Genomic DNA, 18,935 nt, shown 5'->3' on the forward strand with positions numbered 1-18,935 from the left:
TTCGTTTTTTACCCAGGATTAGTCCCGCCCTATCTGGCACTGAACGTGCAATAAGGGGCAGGCAGACCGCATCACCATGACCAACTCATCCGCTACGACCTCCGACGAGCAATTATCCAAGAGCTTTGAACCCCAGGAAATCGAAACGCGCTGGTACGCGCGCTGGGAGCAAGCCGACCTTTTCAAGGGTGGCCAACATGTCCAGCCCTTGGGTGATCATCAGTCCGAACCCTTTGTGATCCAGTCCCCACCACCAAACGTCACCGGGACTTTGCACATGGGCCACGCCTTTAATCAGACCATCATGGATGGCCTGACGCGCTACCACCGCATGAAAGGCGACGACACGGTCTATATTCCCGGTACCGACCACGCCGGGATTGCGACCCAGATCATCGTGGAACGCCAGCTTGATGCCCAGAACATCAGCCGCCACGACCTGGGCCGCGAGAAATTCCTGGAAAAAGTCTGGGAGTGGAAAGAGAAGTCGGGCAATACCATTACCGGCCAGTTCCGTCGCCTGGGCGCGTCCTGTGACTGGAGCCGCGAATACTTCACCATGGACGACAATCTGTCCCGTGGCGTGCTGGAAACTTTTGTCCGTCTGTACGAGCAAGGCCTGATTTACCGTGGCAAGCGCCTGGTGAACTGGGACCCCGTGCTGGGCACCGCCGTATCTGATCTGGAAGTGGTCAGCGAGGAAGAAGACGGCTACCTGTGGGAAATCAGCTATCCGCTGACCACACCTCAAGGCGGTCTGACCCACCTGACGGTGGCCACCACCCGTCCCGAAACCATGCTGGGCGACGTTGCCCTGATGGTGCACCCTGAAGACGAGCGCTATATCGGCCTGATCGGTCAAACCGTTACCCTGCCCCTGGTTGGCCGTTCCATCCCGATCATTGCAGACGACTACGTAGACCCGGCCTTTGGTACCGGCGTGGTGAAGGTTACTCCTGCCCACGACTTCAATGACTACGCCGTTGGCCAGCGCCACGGCCTGGAAATGATCAGCATCCTGACGCTGGATGCCCATATTGCCGACACCGCCCCCGAAGCCTACCAAGGCCTGGAGCGCTTTGCTGCACGCAAGCAAATCGTGACCGACCTGGAAGCCCAGGGCCTGCTCAAGGCCGTCAAACCACACAAGCTGATGGTGCCACGCGGCGACCGTACCAATACGGTTATCGAACCCATGCTGACCGACCAGTGGTTTGTCGCCATGAGCAAGCCTGCGCCAGAAGACTCCCTGCACCCTGGCAAGAGCATCACCCAGGTTGCCCTGGATGTGGTGGCCGATGGCCGTGTGCGCTTCTACCCCGACAACTGGTCCAACACCTACAACCAGTGGCTGAACAATATTCAGGACTGGTGTATTTCCCGTCAGCTGTGGTGGGGTCACCAAATTCCCGCCTGGTACGCCGAAGACGGCAGCCTGTTTGTCGCCCGCTCCGAAGAAGACGCTCTGGAACAAGCCCGTGCCGCTGGCGTGACCGGCCCGCTGCGCCGCGACGAGGACGTACTGGACACCTGGTTCTCCTCTGCCCTGGTGCCCTTCACCGATCTGGGCTGGCCTGAAGAAACCCCGGATCTGGCTCGTTACCTGCCCTCCAGCGTGCTGGTAACTGGCTTCGACATTATTTTCTTCTGGGTGGCCCGCATGGTCATGATGAGCATGCACCTGACCGGCCGCGTTCCGTTCAACACCGTCTATGTTCACGGACTGGTGTGCGATATGGAAGGCAAGAAGATGAGCAAATCCAAGGGCAACACGATTGACCCGGTGGATTTGATCGACGGCATCGACCTGGAAAGCCTGATACACAAGCGCACGTTTGGCCTGATGAATCCCAAGCAGGCTCAAAGCATTAGCAAGCGCACCAAGAAGGACTATCCCGATGGCATCCCCGCCTTCGGTACGGACGCGCTGCGCTTTACCATGGCCGCTTACGCCACCCTGGGTCGCAACATCAACTTCGACATGAAGCGCTGTGAAGGCTATCGCAACTTCTGCAACAAGCTGTGGAACGCCACCCGCTTTGTGCTGATGAACACCGAAGGCCATGAACTGCACACCGACGCTGCTGCCGAACTGAGCTTTGCAGACCGCTGGATCATCAGCCTACTGCAAGGCCTGGAACAGGATGCCGAGCGCGGTTTTGCCGACTACCGTTTCGACAACGTCGCCAACGCCATCTACCACTTTGTCTGGGACGAGTACTGCGACTGGTATCTGGAACTGGCCAAGACCCAGATCCAGAACGGCACGCCCGAGCAGCAGCTGGGCACCCGCCGCACCCTGATCCGTGTACTGGAAGTGGTGTTGCGCGTGGCACACCCCATCATCCCGTTCATTACGGAAGAGCTGTGGCAGAAAGTCTCGGTGGTAGCTGGCAAACGTGCTGCCAATGAAACCACCAGTATTTCGGTCCAGCCCTACCCTATCGCCAATCCGGCCGCCATTGATGAACAGGCCATGGCACAGGTTGCAGAACTGAAAGCCCAAGTGGACGCGATTCGCGCCTTGCGCGGGGAGATGAACCTCTCGCCCGCTCAGCGCGTGCCACTGGTTGCCCAAGGTGACGCTGCAATCCTGAGCGCCAACAGCCCCTATCTGGCCAGCTTGTGCAAACTGGAAAGCGTAGACATCGTGGATCAACTGCCCACCGACGCCGGCGCCCCAGTACAAGTGGTCGACACCACTCAGCTGATGCTGCACGTAGAGATTGACGTGGAAGCGGAGCGCATCCGCCTGTCCAAGGAAATCGAACGTCTGCAAGGCGAGATCAACAAGGCCGAAGCCAAACTGGGCAACGCCAGCTTTGTAGAACGTGCACCTGCCGCCGTGGTTGAACAGGAGCGCCTGCGCGTGGCTCAATTCGGTGAGACACTGGCCAAGGTGAAACAGCAGTTTGAGCGTCTGGGCTAATCGCCTGAATCAGGTCTCGGTGACGAGAAAAGGCCCTGCACTAGTGCAGGGCCTTTTTGCATCTATGGTCCTTCAATCCAGCGACACTATTCCGATTACTCGTAACACCCCCTCCCTGTTCATACGAAACAGAAGAACACAGGAGCATCACACCAGCGCAGACCGGTCGCGCACAGAAGCTATCCCGCACTGACACAACAAGAAAAAGCGAAGCCATCCTGAGCGCATCACCTCTTGTGATGTATTTTCCGGGCTATCCGCAAAAACGCCTGAGCAGCAGGAGAAAGCCGCTCGAAATTCAGAGCCGCCAGAGCAATTTCACGAGGCCTACACGGCTCCAGGCTGCGATAAATCACCCCTTCTGGCGGCTCCGGCAAGGCCAGCCTGCCCGCAATGGTCACAGCCACTCCTTGCGCGACAAAGCCCAACATGGAGGACAACTGCTCGAAACGGAACAAGGTCCTGGGGACCGCCCCTGCTGCCGCCAGAAACCGATCTACATGCGGGCCAGAGCCCGCCGCAGTCCGAATAAACGGCAAGTCATGGAAGTCACTGGCAGAAACACGGGCGCAAACGGCCAAATGATGCTCTGCCGGCAGCACGGCCACCAGCTCATCCTGGGCCAAGGGCAAGCAGTCAAAGCAATCATCCGGCAAGATCACAAAGCCCAGCTCCACACGCCGCTCCAACAGCCATTGCGCCACTTCACTATCAACACCCTCATCAATCTGCACCTCCACTTCGGGATGCGTCTGCCTGTAGCAAGCCAATAAATGCGGCAGCAAATGCAAGGACGAGGAAGCCCCAAAAGAAGCAATACGCAAGGTGCCACGGGCAATTCCCTGCTCGTAGCAGGCCTCCTGATGCAAGGCCTCTTTCTGCTGCAGGATATCGTTGGCACGTTGCAGCAACTTAGCCCCCACTTCAGTCAGCTCTACTGAGGTCGGGCCACGAGAAAACAGGCAGACACCCAAATCGGCCTCCAGCTGCTTGAGCGCATGACTGACCGCACTTTGCGTAATCCCCAAGGCACTGGCTGCTCGAGAAAAGCTGCCTATCCTGGCCAGCACGGAAAAGATTTCTAGTTGAGTGAAGGTCATGAGCGTTTACTCATTCGACTATGAGGCAATAAAAGTAAATAGTACCCCTGCTGAAATCTTCTCCATAGTGGCTTTAATGAAATCTCCCAACTACTCCGTACACCTAAGTCTGATTGGCATGGCCGCTCTGTGGGGAGCTTCCTGGCCCTGGGGCCGAGTCGTGGCACAAGCCATGCCGCCTTTGGCGGCAGCCAGTCTGCGCTTCCTGATTGCCAGCGTCGCACTGCTGCTTTGGATGAGCTGGAGCGGCCGACTGAAAGCCCTATGCACACTTGACTCCCGAGAATGGCTAGGTCTGCTTAACGCCTCGGCTTTTGGGGTATTTGGCTATTCAATTTTCTTTCTTCTGGCCCTGAAACTGGTGCCAGCAGGCAAGGCCAGCATGGTCGTTGCTCTGAACCCGGTCCTGATCCTGATTCTGGCCTCTTTGTTGTTTCGCGAGCCAGTCAACAAGAAGATGAGCCTGGGAGTAATCCTGGCCGTATCAGGGGCTCTCTATGCCCTGAGTGCCGGCTCTATCAGCAGCCTCATGCCGGGCCAGAGTGGAATAGGCGAGTGGCTATTACTGGGCTGTGCTCTGTGCTGGGTCAGCTACACCTTGATTGGCCGCACCGTACTGACCACCGTAGATTCTCTGACCGCCACTAGCATGACCACATTGATTGGCGCAGTGCTGCTGTCCATCAGCAGCTTGGGGGTGGAGGGTCTTTCGGCCTGGGGCAGCCTGATCCATGCGCCAAGCCAAGCCTGGTACAGCGTATTGGCCTTGGGCCTGGGTTCAACGGCTCTGGCCTTCGCCTGGTATATGCACGGCGTGAAAAGCCTGGGCGCCACATCCGCAGGCGCCTACCTGGCCCTGGTACCGCTGTTTGGCGTTTTACTGTCCAGCCTGTGGCTTAAGGAGACCCTGAACCCATCCTTGATCGGCGGAGGTTTGCTGGCGATTAGCGGGATGGCCCTGATGAGCTGGGGACGGCAGACACTGAATACCAAGGACGACACCCCTGCGGAAAATTCGCAACTGCAGCTTGGCCAGTACGACTAACAAAGTCACCCAGATACAAAACGGCCCGCATAAAAACGGACCGTTAAGGTTTGGCGAACGCTTTAAACAAAGCTATTCGCTCAAGGAAGCCAAAGATGCCAAAAAGCGCTCGTCTGCCTTGCTAAGTTCGCCACGCTGACGGGCCTGCTCAATCAACTCGGGCCGCCGCAAGGCTGTCAAACGCAGGGATTGCTCACGCCGCCATGCCTGGATACGACCATGATGACCAGACATCAACACGTCGGGCACCGCCTGATCGCGGTATACCTCGGGACGCGTGTAATGCGGGCTATCCAGCAAGCCGCTATTGTCGGCATGGAAAGAGTCCTGACGAGCCGAGTCAGCGTCATTCAACACGCCGGGCAAAAGCCGAATCACGCTATCAATAATCGCCAGCGAGGCAATTTCGCCGCCAGACAGCACAAAGTCCCCCAAAGACAGTTCCTGGGTGACGCGCGCATCAATAAAGCGTTGATCGATACCTTCATAGCGACCGCAAACCAGAACCGCACCGGGACCTTGAGCCAGTTCCTGAGCCACAGCCTGGTCAAAGCGTCGCCCTGTGGGACTTAGCAAAATCACTTCCGGGCTATCGCCACGATCAGCCAAAGCCTGATCCAGGGCATCATTCAAGGGGTCAGCCAGCATGACCATGCCTGGGCCACCGCCGTAAGGACGATCGTCTACGGTACGGTGCACGTCAGTGGTGTAGTCGCGCGGGTTCCAGGTCCGCATCTGCCAGATGCCCTGTTTGTGCGCACGGCCGGTAACCCCAGCCTCGCTGACCACATCAAACATGTCCGGGAACAGGGTCAGGGCATCAAATCGCATGAGGACTCGGCAAGAGAAAAAAGCGGATACGCTTTACAAGGCTCGACCAGTCAGGCCAGAGCCATGCAGGTGCGCAGGATTGAAACGATCAAATCGCCCAGTGGCTGTGCAGCTCGCGGGCGGACATATCCACCGTATGCACAATGGCTTGCACAAAGGGAACCAGCTCTTCCAGCGGCCTGCCCTGTTCGTCCTTTACAGGTGTAAAAACACCTTCGGCATCCCAGGAGCCGCGGTGCACGACCAAAATGGCATGCGCGCCGTTATCCAGCACTTCCACCACTTCGCCCAGGCTTTCAGCCTGGCCGTCCTGCTCGCCAAAGAAGCGGCAGCCGATCAGATCGACCCAATAAAATTCGTCTTCGTCCGCTTTGGGGAAAGCGGCACGGGATACCCAAACGGTATGCCCCTTGAGAGCTTGAGCCAGCTCTCGATTATCCAGACCCTCAAACTGCGCCACGATGGTTGCACCATGCTGCTTTGCGGTTTGTATCTGTCTGGGTGACACAGACGCAAAAACGCCCGCCTGAGATTCAGGCCGGGGCGTTTTTAACCACCATGTCTTTGCATTCAGCAGCGCCTTGGTTTGCATGGAATGCGGCTGGATCTTGACCCAACCACGCACACCATAAGCGGAAACAATACGACCGAGCTCAACAAGGTCAGCAGGAATCGCAGATTGCTTCACACTAAACGCTACTAAAAAAACAGGTGAATCAACTTAGGCAGCCGAAGCAACCTTAGCCGAGTATTCTTTCAACAGGCGAGCCACAGCAGGCGAAACCTGAGCACCGTTGTCGGTGAAGTGCTTAACGCGGTCCATTTGCAGACGCAGGTTTTCATGACCTTCGCCAGCAACGGGGTTGTAGAAACCCAGACGTTCGATGAAGCGACCATCACGGCGTTGGCTCGCCTCGGCGGCTACTACGTTGTAAAAAGGACGCTTTTTGGAGCCACCACGGGCCAAGCGAATTACCACCATTGATAATCCCTTTATTGTGTAAGGTAAACAAAAAATTCTAGCACTATTCTGGCAAGCATGCCAAAAGTAACACGCTAAGATAGCAGATTCAGTGCTAGATACGCAACAGACAAAGCAGTATTCTACCGCCGTCGGCTCAACGACGGCGTAAAAAATGCAGAGTTTTTTCGGCTTGCTGGTCTTGAGCCAACAGTTCGTTGCCAGTTTGGCGACAAAAAGCCTGAAAATCTTGAATGGCGTGCTGATCGGTCGTGATGACCTGCAACACTTGCCCGGATTCCAGCTGTGCCAAGGCTTTCTTGGCACGCAAGATAGGCAAGGGGCATTTCAGCCCACTTGCATCAACCTGCAGATCGCTGTTGGGCAATGCGCCGGTCTCGGACATCGTCATTACGCACCCAATTTACTTTGAACCCAGGCCTGCACCGAAGCATTGGCCTGCGGCAGAACGCTGGCATCGGTACCGCCGCCCATGGCCATGTCAGGACGACCACCGCCCTTCCCGCCCATTTGCGAGGCCACAAAGCCCACCAGATCACCCGCCTTGACCTTGGAGGTCAGGTCAGGCGTCACGCCAGCCACCAGGCTGACTTTGCCGTCTGCCACGATAGACAGCAGGATCACGGCAGACTGCAGCTTGTTCTTCAACTGATCCGCCATTTCGCGCAAGGCTTTGGCCTCCACGCCTTGCAACGTGGCAACCAGCAAGCGGCTGCTGTCATTCAACGGGACAGCCTGAGCCAGCAGATCCTGGCCTGCCGAAGCAGCCAGCTTGGATTGCATTTGTTCGCGCTCGCGCTCCAGATCCTTGATCTGACCTTGCAAGGCGCTGATACGGGCAACCAGACCCTCTGGCTGCGTACGCAGACTGGCAGAAGCGTCGTTCAACAAGCGTTCCTGCGCTTGTACCCAATGCAGGCTGTTGGTGCCGGTGATGGCCTCGACACGGCGCACGCCAGCGGCTACACCGCCTTCCGAGACAATCTTGAACAGGCCAATATCGCCCGTACGTTGAACGTGAGTACCGCCGCACAGCTCGCGCGAGAAACCGATATCCAGTACGCGCACTTCATCGCCGTACTTTTCGCCAAACAAAGCCATGGCACCACCGCTAACAGCGTCATCAAAGGACATCAGTTGGGCTTGCACGGCCTGGTTAGCCAGAACCTGCTCATTCACAATGGCTTCGACCTGAGCGATTTGCTCGGCCGTCATGGCGGCATCGTGAGCAAAGTCAAAACGGGTCTTTTCGGCGTCCACCAGGGAACCACGTTGCTGCACGTGACCGCCCAGCACCTGACGCAAGGCCTTGTGCATCAAGTGCGTGGCCGAGTGATTACGGATCACGCGCTCACGGCGCTCGGTATCCACCTGGGCTTGAACAGTCTGGCCCACTGTCAGCGTGCCTGCGTTCAGCACCCCTTGGTGGCCGAAAACCTGATTGGAAATCTTTTGAGTATCTTGCACTTCAAAGGACAGGCCCTTGGCATCGCTCAAGATACCGGCATCCCCCACCTGACCACCGGATTCGGCGTAGAAAGGGGTGGCATCCAGAACCACCACCGCTTGCTGACCCTGAGCCACGGACTGCACCGAGGTGCCATCCACATACAAGGCGGTAACGGTGCCGCTGCCTTCCAGGGTGGTGTAGCCATCAAAACGGGTCTGCACACCGGAATAGCTCAAGCCTTCGGCTGTTTTGAACTTGCCCGAAGCGCGTGCCATCTGACGCTGGTTTTCCATGGCAACTTCAAAACCGTCCAGATCGACCTCAATGCCACGCTCGCGGCAGATGTCGGCGGTCAAGTCCACGGGGAAACCGTAGGTATCGTACAAGGTGAACAGCGTCTGGCCGTCCAGCTTGGCATTCTCCAGCAGGTTGGCCAAAGCGCCTTCCAGAATGCGCATGCCATTTTCCAGCGTTTCGCTGAAACGCTCTTCTTCCTGGCGCAGCACTTGTTCGATACGCTCGCGCTGGCTAATCAGCTCGGGGTAGGCTTCGCCCATGGTCAGGCCCAAGTCCTGTACCAAACGGTAAAAGAACAAGCCCTTCTGACCCAGTTTGTGACCGTGACGCAAGGCACGGCGAATAATACGGCGCAGCACATAGCCACGGCCTTCATTGCTGGGGATGACCCCGTCAATAATCAGAAAGCTGCAAGCACGGATGTGGTCAGCAATCACCTTGAGCGAGTTATTGCTCAAGTCGCTGGTCTTGGTTTCGCGTGCGGCGGCCTGAATCAGAGACTGGAACAGGTCGATCTCGTAATTGGAATGCACGTGCTGCAGCACAGCCGAAATACGCTCCAGGCCCATGCCGGTGTCCACACAAGGCTTGGGCAGCGGCGTCATGGTGCCGTCGGCGGAACGCTCGAACTGCATGAACACCAGGTTCCATACTTCGATATAGCGGTCGCCGTCTTCTTCAGGCGATCCGGGAGGGCCACCCCAAACGTCAGCGCCGTGATCGTAGAAGATTTCCGAACAAGGACCACAGGGGCCGGTATCGGCCATCTGCCAGAAGTTGTCCGAGTTGTAGCGTACGCCACCCTTATCGCCGATGCGGATGATGCGCTCTTTGGGCACACCAATTTCCGAAGCCCAGATATCGTAGGCCTCATCGTCTTCTTGATAGACGGTGACCCAGAGTTTCTCTGCAGGCAGCTTGTAAACCGTCGTCAGCAGCTCCCAGGCATAGCGAATGGCGTCTTGCTTGAAGTAGTCGCCAAAGCTGAAGTTGCCCAGCATTTCAAAAAAGGTGTGGTGGCGGGCGGTGTAGCCCACGTTTTCCAGGTCATTATGCTTGCCACCGGCACGAACACAGCGCTGAGAGCTGGTTGCACGGTTGTAGGGACGGGTTTCCTTGCCCGTGAACACATCTTTGAACTGCACCATCCCTGCGTTAGTGAACAGCAAGGTAGGGTCATTGCCTGGTACCAGCGAAGCCGAGGAGACGATGTGATGTCCCTTGGATTCAAAAAAAGAAAGAAACTTCTGACGAATTTCTGAGGTTTTCATTACATGCAACGCGATGGAAAATTTAACTGCCTATTATAAGACGATCAGCCTTGCAGCCCATGCGCGCGCTGCGCTGGCACAACACCTGCCGCCCCGGCAAAGCAGTGAGAAGCCAGGACGCCACACTCCCTGTACGAGCGGCTGCGTAAGCGTCAAATAGTACTGTTTTCAGCGGGCAGAAACAACAATTCCGACCCTGGCGAGTCGGAATGTGAGGGCACCCTGCTCATATTCAGGATGTCGCCCTGATGGGCCAGGAGGCATGAACCCTGGCCCTGCCTCGATCAGGCCTTGGGCTGATAGGGATGATGCTCGGCCCAATGACGAGCAATATCCACACGACGGCAAACCCAGACACGCTCGTGCGATTGCACGTAATCCAGGAAGCGCTGCAAGGCACGGAAGCGGCCAGGACGGCCAATCAGACGGCAATGCAAACCGATGGACAACATCTTGGGGGCTTCTTCACCTTCTTCGTAGAGCACGTCAAACGCGTCTTTCAGGTAGGAGAAGAAATGATCGCCGGTGTTAAAGCCCTGAGGAGCCGCAAAGCGCATGTCATTGCTATCCAGGGTGTAAGGCACGATCAATTGCGGCTTGACCGTATTGTCACTGAGTTGAACCTCGGTCCAGAACGGCAGATCATCACCGTAGTAATCGGAGCTGTACAGGAACTGGCCTTCTTCTGCCACCAGACGCAAGGTGTTGGGGCTGTCACGGCCGGTGTACCAGCCTTCGGGATGGTGGCCCAGCAAGTCCGTCAGCACTTTCACGCACTGGCGCATATGCTCGCGCTCCACCTCTTCGGACACGTTCTGGTAGTGAATCCAGCGGTAGCCATGGCAAGCAATTTCGTGACCCAGGCGCACGAATTCCTGTGCCAGCTCGGGGTGACGCTCCAACGCCATACCCACACCGAAAATGGTCATGGGCAAGCCGCGTTTTTCAAACTCTTTCAGAATCCGCCAGACACCGGCACGCGAGCCGTATTCGTAAATGGACTCCATGGACAGGTGACGGTCCGGGTAAGCCGCCGCACCAATGATTTCGGACAGGAACTGTTCAGAGCCCGGATCACCGTGCAGAACGCAGTTCTCCCCGCCTTCCTCATAGTTCAAGACAAACTGCACCGCAATGCGCGCCCGATCAGGCCATTGTGCATGAGGCACGTTTTTACCGTAACCAACCAGGTCACGAGGGTACTTACTCAAGGACATACCGTCTCCGTTTAGCGTTTTACGCTGAGGGCCAGCCAAGGATCAGCAGCACTGCCATCACCCGCTTCGCTCATGCGATGTTCACAATCACTTAAGTGATGATGCATAGCCAGATGCGCGCCGTCGGCGTCGCCCTGACTAAGCTTGTCCAAAATCTCTTTGTGCTCGTAAAACGAGCAAGCCTGTTCGCCCGGTGTGTCGTGATAGGCAATGATGAGCGTGGTGCGGGCGCACAAGGTGTGCATCAGCTCGGTCAACTCATCGTTGCCAGCGCAGCGCGCCAGCATCACGTGAAATGCGTTTGACAGGCGCAACCAGCTGATGCGGTCGCCGTGTTCAAAAGCGTGCTGTTCACGTTCCACCATTTCATACAGACCAGCCAAACGCTCCGGCAGATCCGGGTAGCTGATCAGTTTTTTCAGAATCAGCGCTTCCAGGTCTCGTCGCAGTTCAAACACATCCCGTGTCTGCTTGGCCGTCGGCTTCCAGATAAAAGCGCCACGATTGGGCTCGATAACCACAATCTTGTCGTGTTCGAGGGCAGCCAGCGCCGCACGAACGGTCGCCCGCGAGCACTCGAAAATCGTGCACAGCGTGGCTTCCGTCAGTTTGGTTCCAGGCAAAAGACGACGGTCAACGACCGCATCAAAGATCTGGCTATAAACACGCCCGACCTCGCTATCTGCCATGCCTCCCTCTAGCAGCGAGGAGGCGCTGGGCGCTTGGGATTCACTGCTCATCCCCTCTTGCCGCCGTATCTGAAGCATAGAATTTCTCGTTATTGACTATTGACAATTATTCGGTACCCCGACAAAATCGTCAACATAAATTGTCGACAATCTGATTCCTCAAACAGAGCGACAGTTTCGGGGCCTCAACCCAGCGCACTGATCCTTGCACCGTTGGCCCCCGGCCGGTTCTCAAAACTGGGCTCGCTGGACCTTTTTTGATCACCATAAACCGGAGACATTTATGGGAAAGCTATCAACCCATGTCCTTGACACGACTCAAGGGCGCCCAGCCAGCGGCGTGCGCGTCGATCTTTATTCCATCGAAAACGATCAACGCACTTTGATCAAAACCACTCACACCAACAGCGACGGTCGCTGTGATGAGCCCCTGCTGCAAGGCGAGGCCATGCACACGGGCGTTTTTGAACTGGTGTTCCATGCAGGTGACTACTTTGCCGCCAGCGGTGTGGCTCTGCCCGAGCCACGCTTTGTGGATCAGGTCGGCATTCGCTTTGGTATCGCTGATGCCAATGCCAATTACCACGTACCTCTGGTCGTGACCCCCTGGTCCTGGTCTACCTATCGCGGCAGCTGATCGCGTATCCAAGTCGACTTTTCGCTTCTATACGAAACCACTCTGATACGAGATCTTTATGTACGCTTACCTACTTGAGTACGGCAACCTGCTGTTGCGCTGGTTGCACGTGATTGCGGCTGTCGCCTGGATCGGCGAGTCCATCTACTTTGTGATGCTGGACAATGGCCTGAAACCGCCCAAAGGCGAAGAAAGCAAGAAACGCGGTGTATTTGGCGAGATGTGGGCTGTCCACGGCGGCGGCTTCTATCACAACCAGAAATACCTGACCAACCCGGCTGAACTGCCTGATGACCTGCACTGGTCTTTCTGGAAGTCCTACACCACCTGGTTGTCCGGCTTCTTCCTGTTCGCCCTGCTCTACCTGACCAAGCCCGAGTTCTATCTGGTCAACCCCAACAGTCCCTGGGAATGGGCGGCTCAAATGACAGGCACTCAGGCCAACGTCATGGCCATTGCCTTCCTGGTACTGGGCTGGGTGGTCTATAACGGCCTGTGCCGCCTGATCAGCCCCAACATGAACCGCGACGGCCTGCTAAGCGTGGCGGTGGCGATCATGATGGTGGTCGTGGCTTACCTGAGCGCCCACATCTTCTCGGGTCGTGCTGCGTTCTTGCTGACGGGTGCTGTCATGGCCACCAGCATGTCGGCCAACGTGTTCTTCTGGATCATTCCCGGCCAGCGCCGCATGGTCAAGGCACTGAAAGCCGGTCAGGCGCCCAACCCTCTGGATGGCAAGCGCGGCAAACAGCGTTCGGTACACAATACCTACTTCACGCTGCCTGTCCTGCTGCTGATGCTGAGCAACCACTACTCGTTCACGTATAACAACCCCAATGCGTGGATCATCATGGTGCTGTTCATCTTTGCCGGCGCCCTGATCCGTCAATACTTCGTGCTGATGCACGCTGGCATCAAAAAGCCTGCCTACCCAGCTGCCGGTGTTGTGCTGCTGCTGATCGTGGGTTACCTGGCGGCTCCTGCCAGCTTGAAGGGTGAAGTTGCCAGTGCACCTGAAGCTGCCAACGGTGCGGAAACAATCAGTGTTGCCCGTGTCCAGGAAATCATGGACGCACGATGTGTTCAGTGTCACGCGGTCAAGCCCAATGCCGACTTCGGCTTTACGGCTGCCCCTGCCGGCATGTTGCTCGATACCATCGACAACACGGTACTGCACGCCGAACAGGTCAAGACCGTGGTGCACTCCAAGTACATGCCCTTGGGTAACATGACGCAAATGACCGACGAAGAGCGTGCCGCCATTGCCGCTTGGAGCGGTACCCGCGACTAATGCAGAACAAGGCTCAAGCCTGACGAGCGACAAGCTCCGTAGTAACTTCCAACCCCGATATGATGAAAATCATGTCGGGGTTTTTTCTTGCTTCGGGTCTATGAAGCCGCCTGTCTGGTCTGCTGCTGCACGAACCCACGGCCTTGCTGATTCAAGAACAGTCAGGCGTGAAACCTGCAAAGCAGTAAGCCTGGGCTTCTGCGGATCGCAGAAGTCCTATCACACTTGGCCCTGCCCGGAAGGCAAACATAGTTTGATGGATTGCAATTCCAGTTGCGGTTGCGGTTGCGGTTGCGGTTGCGGTTGCGGTTGCGGTTGCGGTTGCGGTTGCGGTTGCGGTTGCGCAGCTTGAGCCTGGGTTTGCCCTATTTCAAGCTCAATACAGCGACTACTCAAAGACAAGAGGCGCATAGACCTATCTCGCTCACGCCCTATCGGCCAAAGCTGTCCTTGCTGAAACAAGAGCAGACGCTGCTCATGCTGCACTTCGGCTAGCAACTGGGTGTCTTTTCCATAGATCGCTTTCAGCTTCAATGCAGGGGTGGGCTTACTGGATTTGATCTTGGCCACATCAGGCTGACTTGCCCCCTCTTGCTCCTGTGGTGTCCTCAAGCAGGACGACATGTTCTGCCGCGCCTGTTCGGCTTCCAGCAACAGCATCTCCCTTACTATCGTCGCCATGGTTTCCATCGCCCAAGCCGGTGCACTAAACATCAGCGTCAGACCAAACAGAATGCTCAAAAGGGGTCTGCATGTAATCGGCCAGATCTTGATCAGCCAGATCCCGCTGCGCAGATTCATAAACATAGCCTTCCAGCTCCACGATAAAATCGCTGCCCAGCAGCGAGGGGTAAGACCACGAATTCAATGACAAGCTCATACGCTCCCAGTGCAGTTCAGGAAGCTGGGCCGCCAGTAAATAAACCGAACGCAGGGGCGATTGACTGAGCCAGGAGCGGCGCCACACGCCTGCCCTTGTTTGCTCATTTTCGGCGGAGGATTCAACCCACTGAGCAGGGCTCAATGACAAGCGCATAAACGCAGGCTGCAGGGCCGCCAGCTTGGCCTGCAAACCTGGAGATGCCGCAGTTGGCATTCGCGTCTGATCTTTCGTTTCCAAGGACTGGGGAATCAATACCTGATACCCGCGCCGGATACTCAAAGTCCCCTGCCCCAAGCCGGTGAACTCCAGCACATTCGGCTCACGAATCTGGCTATTCATGGCCGCACTAAAACTTTGCACATCCTCGAACCCGTAATGTGCCCTGCACTCCCACAGACCGGCCTGACGACGACAATCCACCTGCTGCAATTGCCAGTCTGCCCCCTGAGCAGGAAGCTCCTCAATCAAGCCCAACACAGATTGAATACTCGTCAAACCATGCTCTTCCTGTGATGGACTTTGCTCCCAATCAGACGCCATGGCAGCCAAGCGAGCCCGAAGATCAAGGGAGAACACGCTTCCAAGCGTAGCCAACACCAGCAAAGAAAGAACCGCCAGACGAAGCGGGATCTTTTCACACCCACCAACACGCCTGACAGGCTGGCGCAGCATACGGCCCTGCGGTCTTCTGCCCTGTTCCAGACAGACCCATAAATCAGCAGGTTGCCGCAGTTCACGTATAGAGGGATAACGCGCCTGCATGGCCCGCCGTAAGGTCTGCACTTGCCCGATCTGAGCCAGGAGGCAATCGCTACCTTCCATCACCTGACCATGTTCAAGCACCAGAAACCACAAACGGCCAGGAGCCACCGTCCATAAAAGAAAAACTGCGTCCTGAGGGTGGTGGGCAGCCATACAGGCAGCCGCAGAATAAGCCTGAACTCGCGTTAGTCTGGCTCTTGAAGGCCCATTCTGGGCCAAGCGCAAGACAGATTGGGTCCTCCGGCTGTTCAGCCAACAACTTGGAACCCAAGCCATTGCCTGCCCTGCTGTTCGTCCTGCTGTTCGTCCTGCTGTTTGCCCTGCTCTTTGTCCTGCTACATCCTCATCAGTCTTTTCCTGTACTTGTTGTAGTTCTTCTATTTGCCTTTCCGTTTGCTTACGTGCCTGTTCTCTCAGCCCCCCTTTCACTCCCATCAAGCAAGTCCAATACGATCTCTTCATTCGACGATTTTGAGTCCGCCGCATACCGTCCCTGGCATCCACCCACTGCAACCCAAACCAGTACTCCCGCTCAGGCAAGACAGAACTCATTTCACACCTCGACCAATTAAGTCCCCTGTCCCTGACCCGTCTACTTGTCGCAATCCAGACTGCTGCCCCAAAGCCAGAGAACTCTCATCGCGATACAGCTCAATACGGCCTGCCTGATAACGCCACTTCAGGCCATATACCGCTGCAACCTGATCCAACAAGGCTGACAAACGCAGTTGTTCAAAAATCAGACCTCCCTGCCGAGCCGATTCCGACCCCTCCTGCCCAGCGGTTCGTGGCGGGAAATGAGTTAAAGGCAAACGAGCCTGCGGGCTAATGAAAACGCTCAGATCAGACAATAAAGACAAACGACGCGCCAGCTCATCCAGATCGGGCAAAGGCGCTTCCAAAGAAAAACTGAAGGTTTGTCTGGAGCGCAATGCCGCTGGCAAGGCAGCCGGTTTTCGTAAAGGCACCGCCGCCCCCAGCAACCAGGGCTTGTCGACAGACTGAGCATGGGCCACGGAGGATGGACTGTTGCCATCCAACACCACGGCATCATCCAGCCATGCCTGAGCCTGATCAACATGCTGCCCTGCTGTTTGCAAGCTGCAAGCCGCTATCAGCGGCAAAAGCAAGAGACAGAGATAATTCATGACTGTCCCTCGGGCGAAGCACTGGGATCACAGGCTTGCGGCCAAGCCAGAATCCTGAGCACCTGATTTGAGTAAAAACAGGCCTGCAAAGGATGAGCATTCAGTTGGGCAGCCCCCAACAACTGAGCCACAGCAGTCTCAAAGTCCCCCTCAAAGCGAGCCGCCGCCTTGATAGGGAAATCAACCTCCAAAGTCCAATGCTCAGGTGCAAAAACCCATTGCGCTTGCTTAGCCCATCGGACTAATGCCTGCCTCAAGGTTCTATCCTTGATTCGCAGTTCAAAAACAGGCTCTGCAATGGACTGTGCATCCACACCAGGAGCTGAGACTGGCAGCAACTCTGAACTGGCTTGAAAGGCTTGTGTCTGCAACACGTTCCCGGGAGCAGGCTCGCCCTCCTTCACTTGAGCCGCCATCCAATCTGGCGCAGGCTTTCCAGAAAACAAACTACTTTGCTCGGGAGAGCGGATATCGGAACGACTTAGAGGGAAATGGCTTGGCGAAGAATCACTACGCTGGGAGAGACTGGCTCGGGCTTGCTGCTGATCCTTCTGTTGGCTACGGTCCTGTAGCAAGGCATCCGATGCCTCTACTTCAAATAATGCAGCAACTTCTGCATGGGCACTCTTGCGCCCGAAACTAGCCTGCGCCTGTGCTCGTCCGGCCCGAAATATCAACTCCGTCCACAGGCCTTCAATCACTTGAAACTGCCCCAAGGGCTTCAAAGACAGCAGCGTTTCCTGTCCATTCCTGCGCCCCAACACCGCTGGCAGCATCTGCTCCGGTGCAAAATGCAGCCAGATACGCCTGCCATTATCAAACACCTGCATAGGGCCGACTTGAGGGTCGCCAGACAAGCGCCAATCGAAGTTAAAGACGCGTGTTCCCGGATCAGCCAACAGGCCATCAGGCCCCTGACTGGTCTGACAGGCAGACAACCCCAGGCCACACATCAGCAAGACGCAGAAACGGACAAGAAAACGCATTGCGAGCACCCAAAGAAAAAACCCCATGTCCCGTCAAGGGCATGGGGTTTATCTTCAAGGATGCTCGCTCAAGCCGCTAGATCGGCTTGTACGCACAGATAAATCAGCGTCCTTTCTGAGCCACCAGTCGGTTGGCTTCCGTGGCGGCGGTACGCAAGGCCGTCATGGCAGGTTGCTGACCGTCCAGCGCGCTTTCCAGGCTCTGGTTGAACACGGCGCGAATCTGGCGGTAGTTACGGAAGTTGCCCTTGGCTGTACCCGATGTACCGCTGCTGTAGGCGCCCACCAGGTGCATCCAGTCACCCTTGTCCTTGTAGTAGTCGCTACCCGTGGCATTAAAGGCTTCGCGGCTGACGGGCAAAAAGCCTGTTTTCTGATACCAGCGAGCGGCGTTCTCTGGCTGAGCCAACCAGCTGATGAAGCGGGCCGAAGCCTGGTTCTGTTCAGCGTTATGGCCTTTCACCGCCCACAGAGCGGAGCCAGTCACAAAAGGCTTGCCGGGGGTTTGGGTGACTTCAGGGTAGTAAGGCAGACCAGTCACAGCGTACTTCAGGCCGCGCGTGTCGCTGTACTCACCGATATGGCCGGAGTTGGAGAACATGACTGCACATTCACCCTTGGCAAAACGCTGGGGCGACTCGGGCAAGGTGCCGGGTTTGACCATCAGCTCGGATTTCACCCAGCTGATCATCATGGACAAGTGACGGATATACATCACGTCAAAATCAAAGCCCACTTTGCCTTTAACCTTGGGTCCGGGTGCCAGACCGTAAATCTGGTTATTAACCGCTGCCAGGTTCTCCAGGTTGATGGAGACAGACTGGTCGGAGGTCAAAGGACAACGGCGCGAGCCTTTATTGGCCAGATCAACCAGTTGAGCTTGCAAGTCCAGCCAGACACGGCTGGGCACGGGAGGCTCGATCTTGGCTTTATCAAACGCTTCCAGGTTGTAGTACATGACCGGAATTTCGGCCATGTAGGGGAAGCCTTGCAATTGGCCACGGCCATTGCGCACAAAGGAATTCGAGGCCAGGAACCAGGACACATTGTCCATTTTTTCCCGAGCCAGCAAGGTGTGCATGGGCATGATGTAGGAGCGGTCGGCGACCTCGTCCAGGCCGGACATCTCGCCTAACTGCACCAGATTGGGCAAATCCTTGCCCGCTTGCATGACCTGCTCCAAAGAGGCTTCTGTGTCATGCGCCTTGACCGACACCTTGACGTCGCTCTGGCTACGATTGAAATCCCGAACCAAGCGTTCGAACTCGTCCTGATTGTGCGAGTTCAAAGCGGTCCAGACCTGAATATCAACGGCTGCCAGGGCGGTCGACCCGAACAGCAAAGCGGCTGAGCCACCCGCTGCCATCGCCAAAGCCATAACACCACGTTTCAACAGTAATCCGCGTAGATTTTTCAT

The 18,935-nt window shown here is 56.5% G+C and carries 17 protein-coding genes; 4 read left to right on the top strand and 13 right to left on the bottom strand.

The features are described from left to right. Positions 1-76: 76 nt before the first annotated feature. On the top strand, positions 77-2,929 hold the full coding sequence (locus ACLPGZ_RS14515) for a valine--tRNA ligase (RefSeq protein ID WP_239054429.1): 2,853 nt from the start codon (positions 77-79) through the stop codon (positions 2,927-2,929). Between the two features lie 227 nt (positions 2,930-3,156). Here the strand turns inward: ACLPGZ_RS14515 and ACLPGZ_RS14520 are convergent, their stop codons facing one another. Then, complete coding sequence (locus ACLPGZ_RS14520; protein ID WP_239054430.1) at positions 3,157-4,029, bottom strand: LysR family transcriptional regulator; 873 nt, start codon at positions 4,027-4,029, stop codon at positions 3,157-3,159. Between the two features lie 76 nt (positions 4,030-4,105). Between ACLPGZ_RS14520 and ACLPGZ_RS14525 the strand changes: the two genes are divergently transcribed. Beyond that, positions 4,106-5,074: a DMT family transporter gene (locus ACLPGZ_RS14525; RefSeq protein ID WP_239054431.1), complete on the top strand. Its 969-nt coding sequence runs from the start codon at positions 4,106-4,108 to the stop codon at positions 5,072-5,074. 72 nt (positions 5,075-5,146) lie between these two features. Here ACLPGZ_RS14525 and trmD read toward each other — a convergent pair whose 3' ends face one another. The 7 genes from trmD to ACLPGZ_RS14560 form a co-directional block, all read right to left on the bottom strand. Beyond that, a complete protein-coding gene (trmD, locus tag ACLPGZ_RS14530) occupies positions 5,147-5,905 on the bottom strand; it encodes a tRNA (guanosine(37)-N1)-methyltransferase TrmD (RefSeq protein WP_060185247.1) in 759 nt (252 codons plus the stop codon). Positions 5,906-5,993: 88 nt separating this feature from the next. Further along, positions 5,994-6,593, bottom strand: coding sequence for a ribosome maturation factor RimM (rimM, locus tag ACLPGZ_RS14535; protein ID WP_060185248.1), 600 nt, complete (start codon positions 6,591-6,593; stop codon positions 5,994-5,996). 33 nt (positions 6,594-6,626) lie between these two features. Continuing rightward, positions 6,627-6,887: a 30S ribosomal protein S16 gene (gene rpsP / locus ACLPGZ_RS14540; RefSeq protein ID WP_009455906.1), complete on the bottom strand. Its 261-nt coding sequence runs from the start codon at positions 6,885-6,887 to the stop codon at positions 6,627-6,629. A gap of 136 nt (positions 6,888-7,023) precedes the next feature. Beyond that, positions 7,024-7,278 carry a sulfurtransferase TusA family protein gene (locus tag ACLPGZ_RS14545; RefSeq protein WP_009455909.1) on the bottom strand — a complete coding sequence of 85 codons (255 nt, stop codon included), beginning with the start codon at positions 7,276-7,278 and terminating at the stop codon, positions 7,024-7,026. Next, positions 7,278-9,905 (bottom strand): alanine--tRNA ligase, encoded by a 2,628-nt coding sequence (alaS, locus tag ACLPGZ_RS14550; protein WP_429641587.1) that lies wholly within the window; start codon positions 9,903-9,905, stop codon positions 7,278-7,280. The genes ACLPGZ_RS14545 and alaS overlap by 1 nt, the downstream gene beginning before the upstream one ends. 284 nt (positions 9,906-10,189) lie before the next feature. Continuing rightward, on the bottom strand, positions 10,190-11,122 hold the full coding sequence (gene puuE, locus ACLPGZ_RS14555; protein WP_021446474.1) for an allantoinase PuuE: 933 nt from the start codon (positions 11,120-11,122) through the stop codon (positions 10,190-10,192). A gap of 11 nt (positions 11,123-11,133) precedes the next feature. Further along, positions 11,134-11,862 (bottom strand): GntR family transcriptional regulator, encoded by a 729-nt coding sequence (locus ACLPGZ_RS14560; protein WP_035272249.1) that lies wholly within the window; start codon positions 11,860-11,862, stop codon positions 11,134-11,136. A 232-nt stretch (positions 11,863-12,094) separates the two neighbouring features. On the opposite strand from ACLPGZ_RS14560, the gene uraH reads away from it, so the two are divergent. Both uraH and ACLPGZ_RS14570 read left to right on the top strand, forming a co-directional pair. Continuing rightward, the gene (gene uraH / locus ACLPGZ_RS14565) at positions 12,095-12,448 is read left to right on the top strand and encodes a hydroxyisourate hydrolase (RefSeq protein WP_009455919.1); all 354 of its coding nucleotides are present in this window, start codon (positions 12,095-12,097) and stop codon (positions 12,446-12,448) included. Between the two features lie 58 nt (positions 12,449-12,506). Next, the gene (locus ACLPGZ_RS14570; protein ID WP_009455921.1) at positions 12,507-13,739 is read left to right on the top strand and encodes a urate hydroxylase PuuD; all 1,233 of its coding nucleotides are present in this window, start codon (positions 12,507-12,509) and stop codon (positions 13,737-13,739) included. 219 nt (positions 13,740-13,958) lie between these two features. On the opposite strand, the gene ACLPGZ_RS14575 is transcribed toward ACLPGZ_RS14570, so the two are convergent. The 5 genes from ACLPGZ_RS14575 to ACLPGZ_RS14595 all read right to left on the bottom strand — a co-directional run bounded on the left by ACLPGZ_RS14575 (position 13,959) and on the right by ACLPGZ_RS14595 (position 18,911). Continuing rightward, a complete protein-coding gene (locus ACLPGZ_RS14575; protein ID WP_429641589.1) occupies positions 13,959-14,480 on the bottom strand; it encodes a hypothetical protein in 522 nt (173 codons plus the stop codon). Next, positions 14,446-15,294 carry a hypothetical protein gene (locus ACLPGZ_RS14580; RefSeq protein WP_239054433.1) on the bottom strand — a complete coding sequence of 283 codons (849 nt, stop codon included), beginning with the start codon at positions 15,292-15,294 and terminating at the stop codon, positions 14,446-14,448. The genes ACLPGZ_RS14575 and ACLPGZ_RS14580 overlap by 35 nt, the downstream gene beginning before the upstream one ends. 638 nt (positions 15,295-15,932) lie before the next feature. Beyond that, positions 15,933-16,532, bottom strand: a complete 600-nt coding sequence (locus ACLPGZ_RS14585; RefSeq protein ID WP_115633841.1) for a hypothetical protein — start codon at positions 16,530-16,532, stop codon at positions 15,933-15,935. Further along, the gene (locus ACLPGZ_RS14590) at positions 16,529-17,518 is read right to left on the bottom strand and encodes a TrbG/VirB9 family P-type conjugative transfer protein (RefSeq protein ID WP_115633842.1); all 990 of its coding nucleotides are present in this window, start codon (positions 17,516-17,518) and stop codon (positions 16,529-16,531) included. The genes ACLPGZ_RS14585 and ACLPGZ_RS14590 overlap by 4 nt, the downstream gene beginning before the upstream one ends. 103 nt (positions 17,519-17,621) lie before the next feature. Further along, complete coding sequence (locus ACLPGZ_RS14595) at positions 17,622-18,911, bottom strand: extracellular solute-binding protein (protein ID WP_230940551.1); 1,290 nt, start codon at positions 18,909-18,911, stop codon at positions 17,622-17,624. Positions 18,912-18,935 lie beyond the last annotated feature (24 nt).

The organism is Alcaligenes sp. Me129, from assembly GCF_050487245.1.
Classification (GTDB): domain Bacteria; phylum Pseudomonadota; class Gammaproteobacteria; order Burkholderiales; family Burkholderiaceae_B; genus Alcaligenes; species Alcaligenes phenolicus.

Coding starts and splice junctions, on each gene's coding strand:
- ACLPGZ_RS14515 (WP_239054429.1), top strand. CDS start 77: ATGACCAACTCATCCGCTACGACCTCCGACGAGCAATTATCCAAGAGC.
- ACLPGZ_RS14520 (WP_239054430.1), bottom strand. CDS start 4,029: ATGACCTTCACTCAACTAGAAATCTTTTCCGTGCTGGCCAGGATAGGC.
- ACLPGZ_RS14525 (WP_239054431.1), top strand. CDS start 4,106: ATGAAATCTCCCAACTACTCCGTACACCTAAGTCTGATTGGCATGGCC.
- trmD (WP_060185247.1), bottom strand. CDS start 5,905: ATGCGATTTGATGCCCTGACCCTGTTCCCGGACATGTTTGATGTGGTC.
- rpsP (WP_009455906.1), bottom strand. CDS start 6,887: ATGGTGGTAATTCGCTTGGCCCGTGGTGGCTCCAAAAAGCGTCCTTTT.
- ACLPGZ_RS14545 (WP_009455909.1), bottom strand. CDS start 7,278: ATGACGATGTCCGAGACCGGCGCATTGCCCAACAGCGATCTGCAGGTT.
- alaS (WP_429641587.1), bottom strand. CDS start 9,905: ATGAAAACCTCAGAAATTCGTCAGAAGTTTCTTTCTTTTTTTGAATCC.
- puuE (WP_021446474.1), bottom strand. CDS start 11,122: ATGTCCTTGAGTAAGTACCCTCGTGACCTGGTTGGTTACGGTAAAAAC.
- ACLPGZ_RS14560 (WP_035272249.1), bottom strand. CDS start 11,862: ATGAGCAGTGAATCCCAAGCGCCCAGCGCCTCCTCGCTGCTAGAGGGA.
- uraH (WP_009455919.1), top strand. CDS start 12,095: ATGGGAAAGCTATCAACCCATGTCCTTGACACGACTCAAGGGCGCCCA.
- ACLPGZ_RS14570 (WP_009455921.1), top strand. CDS start 12,507: ATGTACGCTTACCTACTTGAGTACGGCAACCTGCTGTTGCGCTGGTTG.
- ACLPGZ_RS14580 (WP_239054433.1), bottom strand. CDS start 15,294: ATGCTGCGCCAGCCTGTCAGGCGTGTTGGTGGGTGTGAAAAGATCCCG.
- ACLPGZ_RS14585 (WP_115633841.1), bottom strand. CDS start 16,532: ATGAATTATCTCTGTCTCTTGCTTTTGCCGCTGATAGCGGCTTGCAGC.
- ACLPGZ_RS14590 (WP_115633842.1), bottom strand. CDS start 17,518: ATGCGTTTTCTTGTCCGTTTCTGCGTCTTGCTGATGTGTGGCCTGGGG.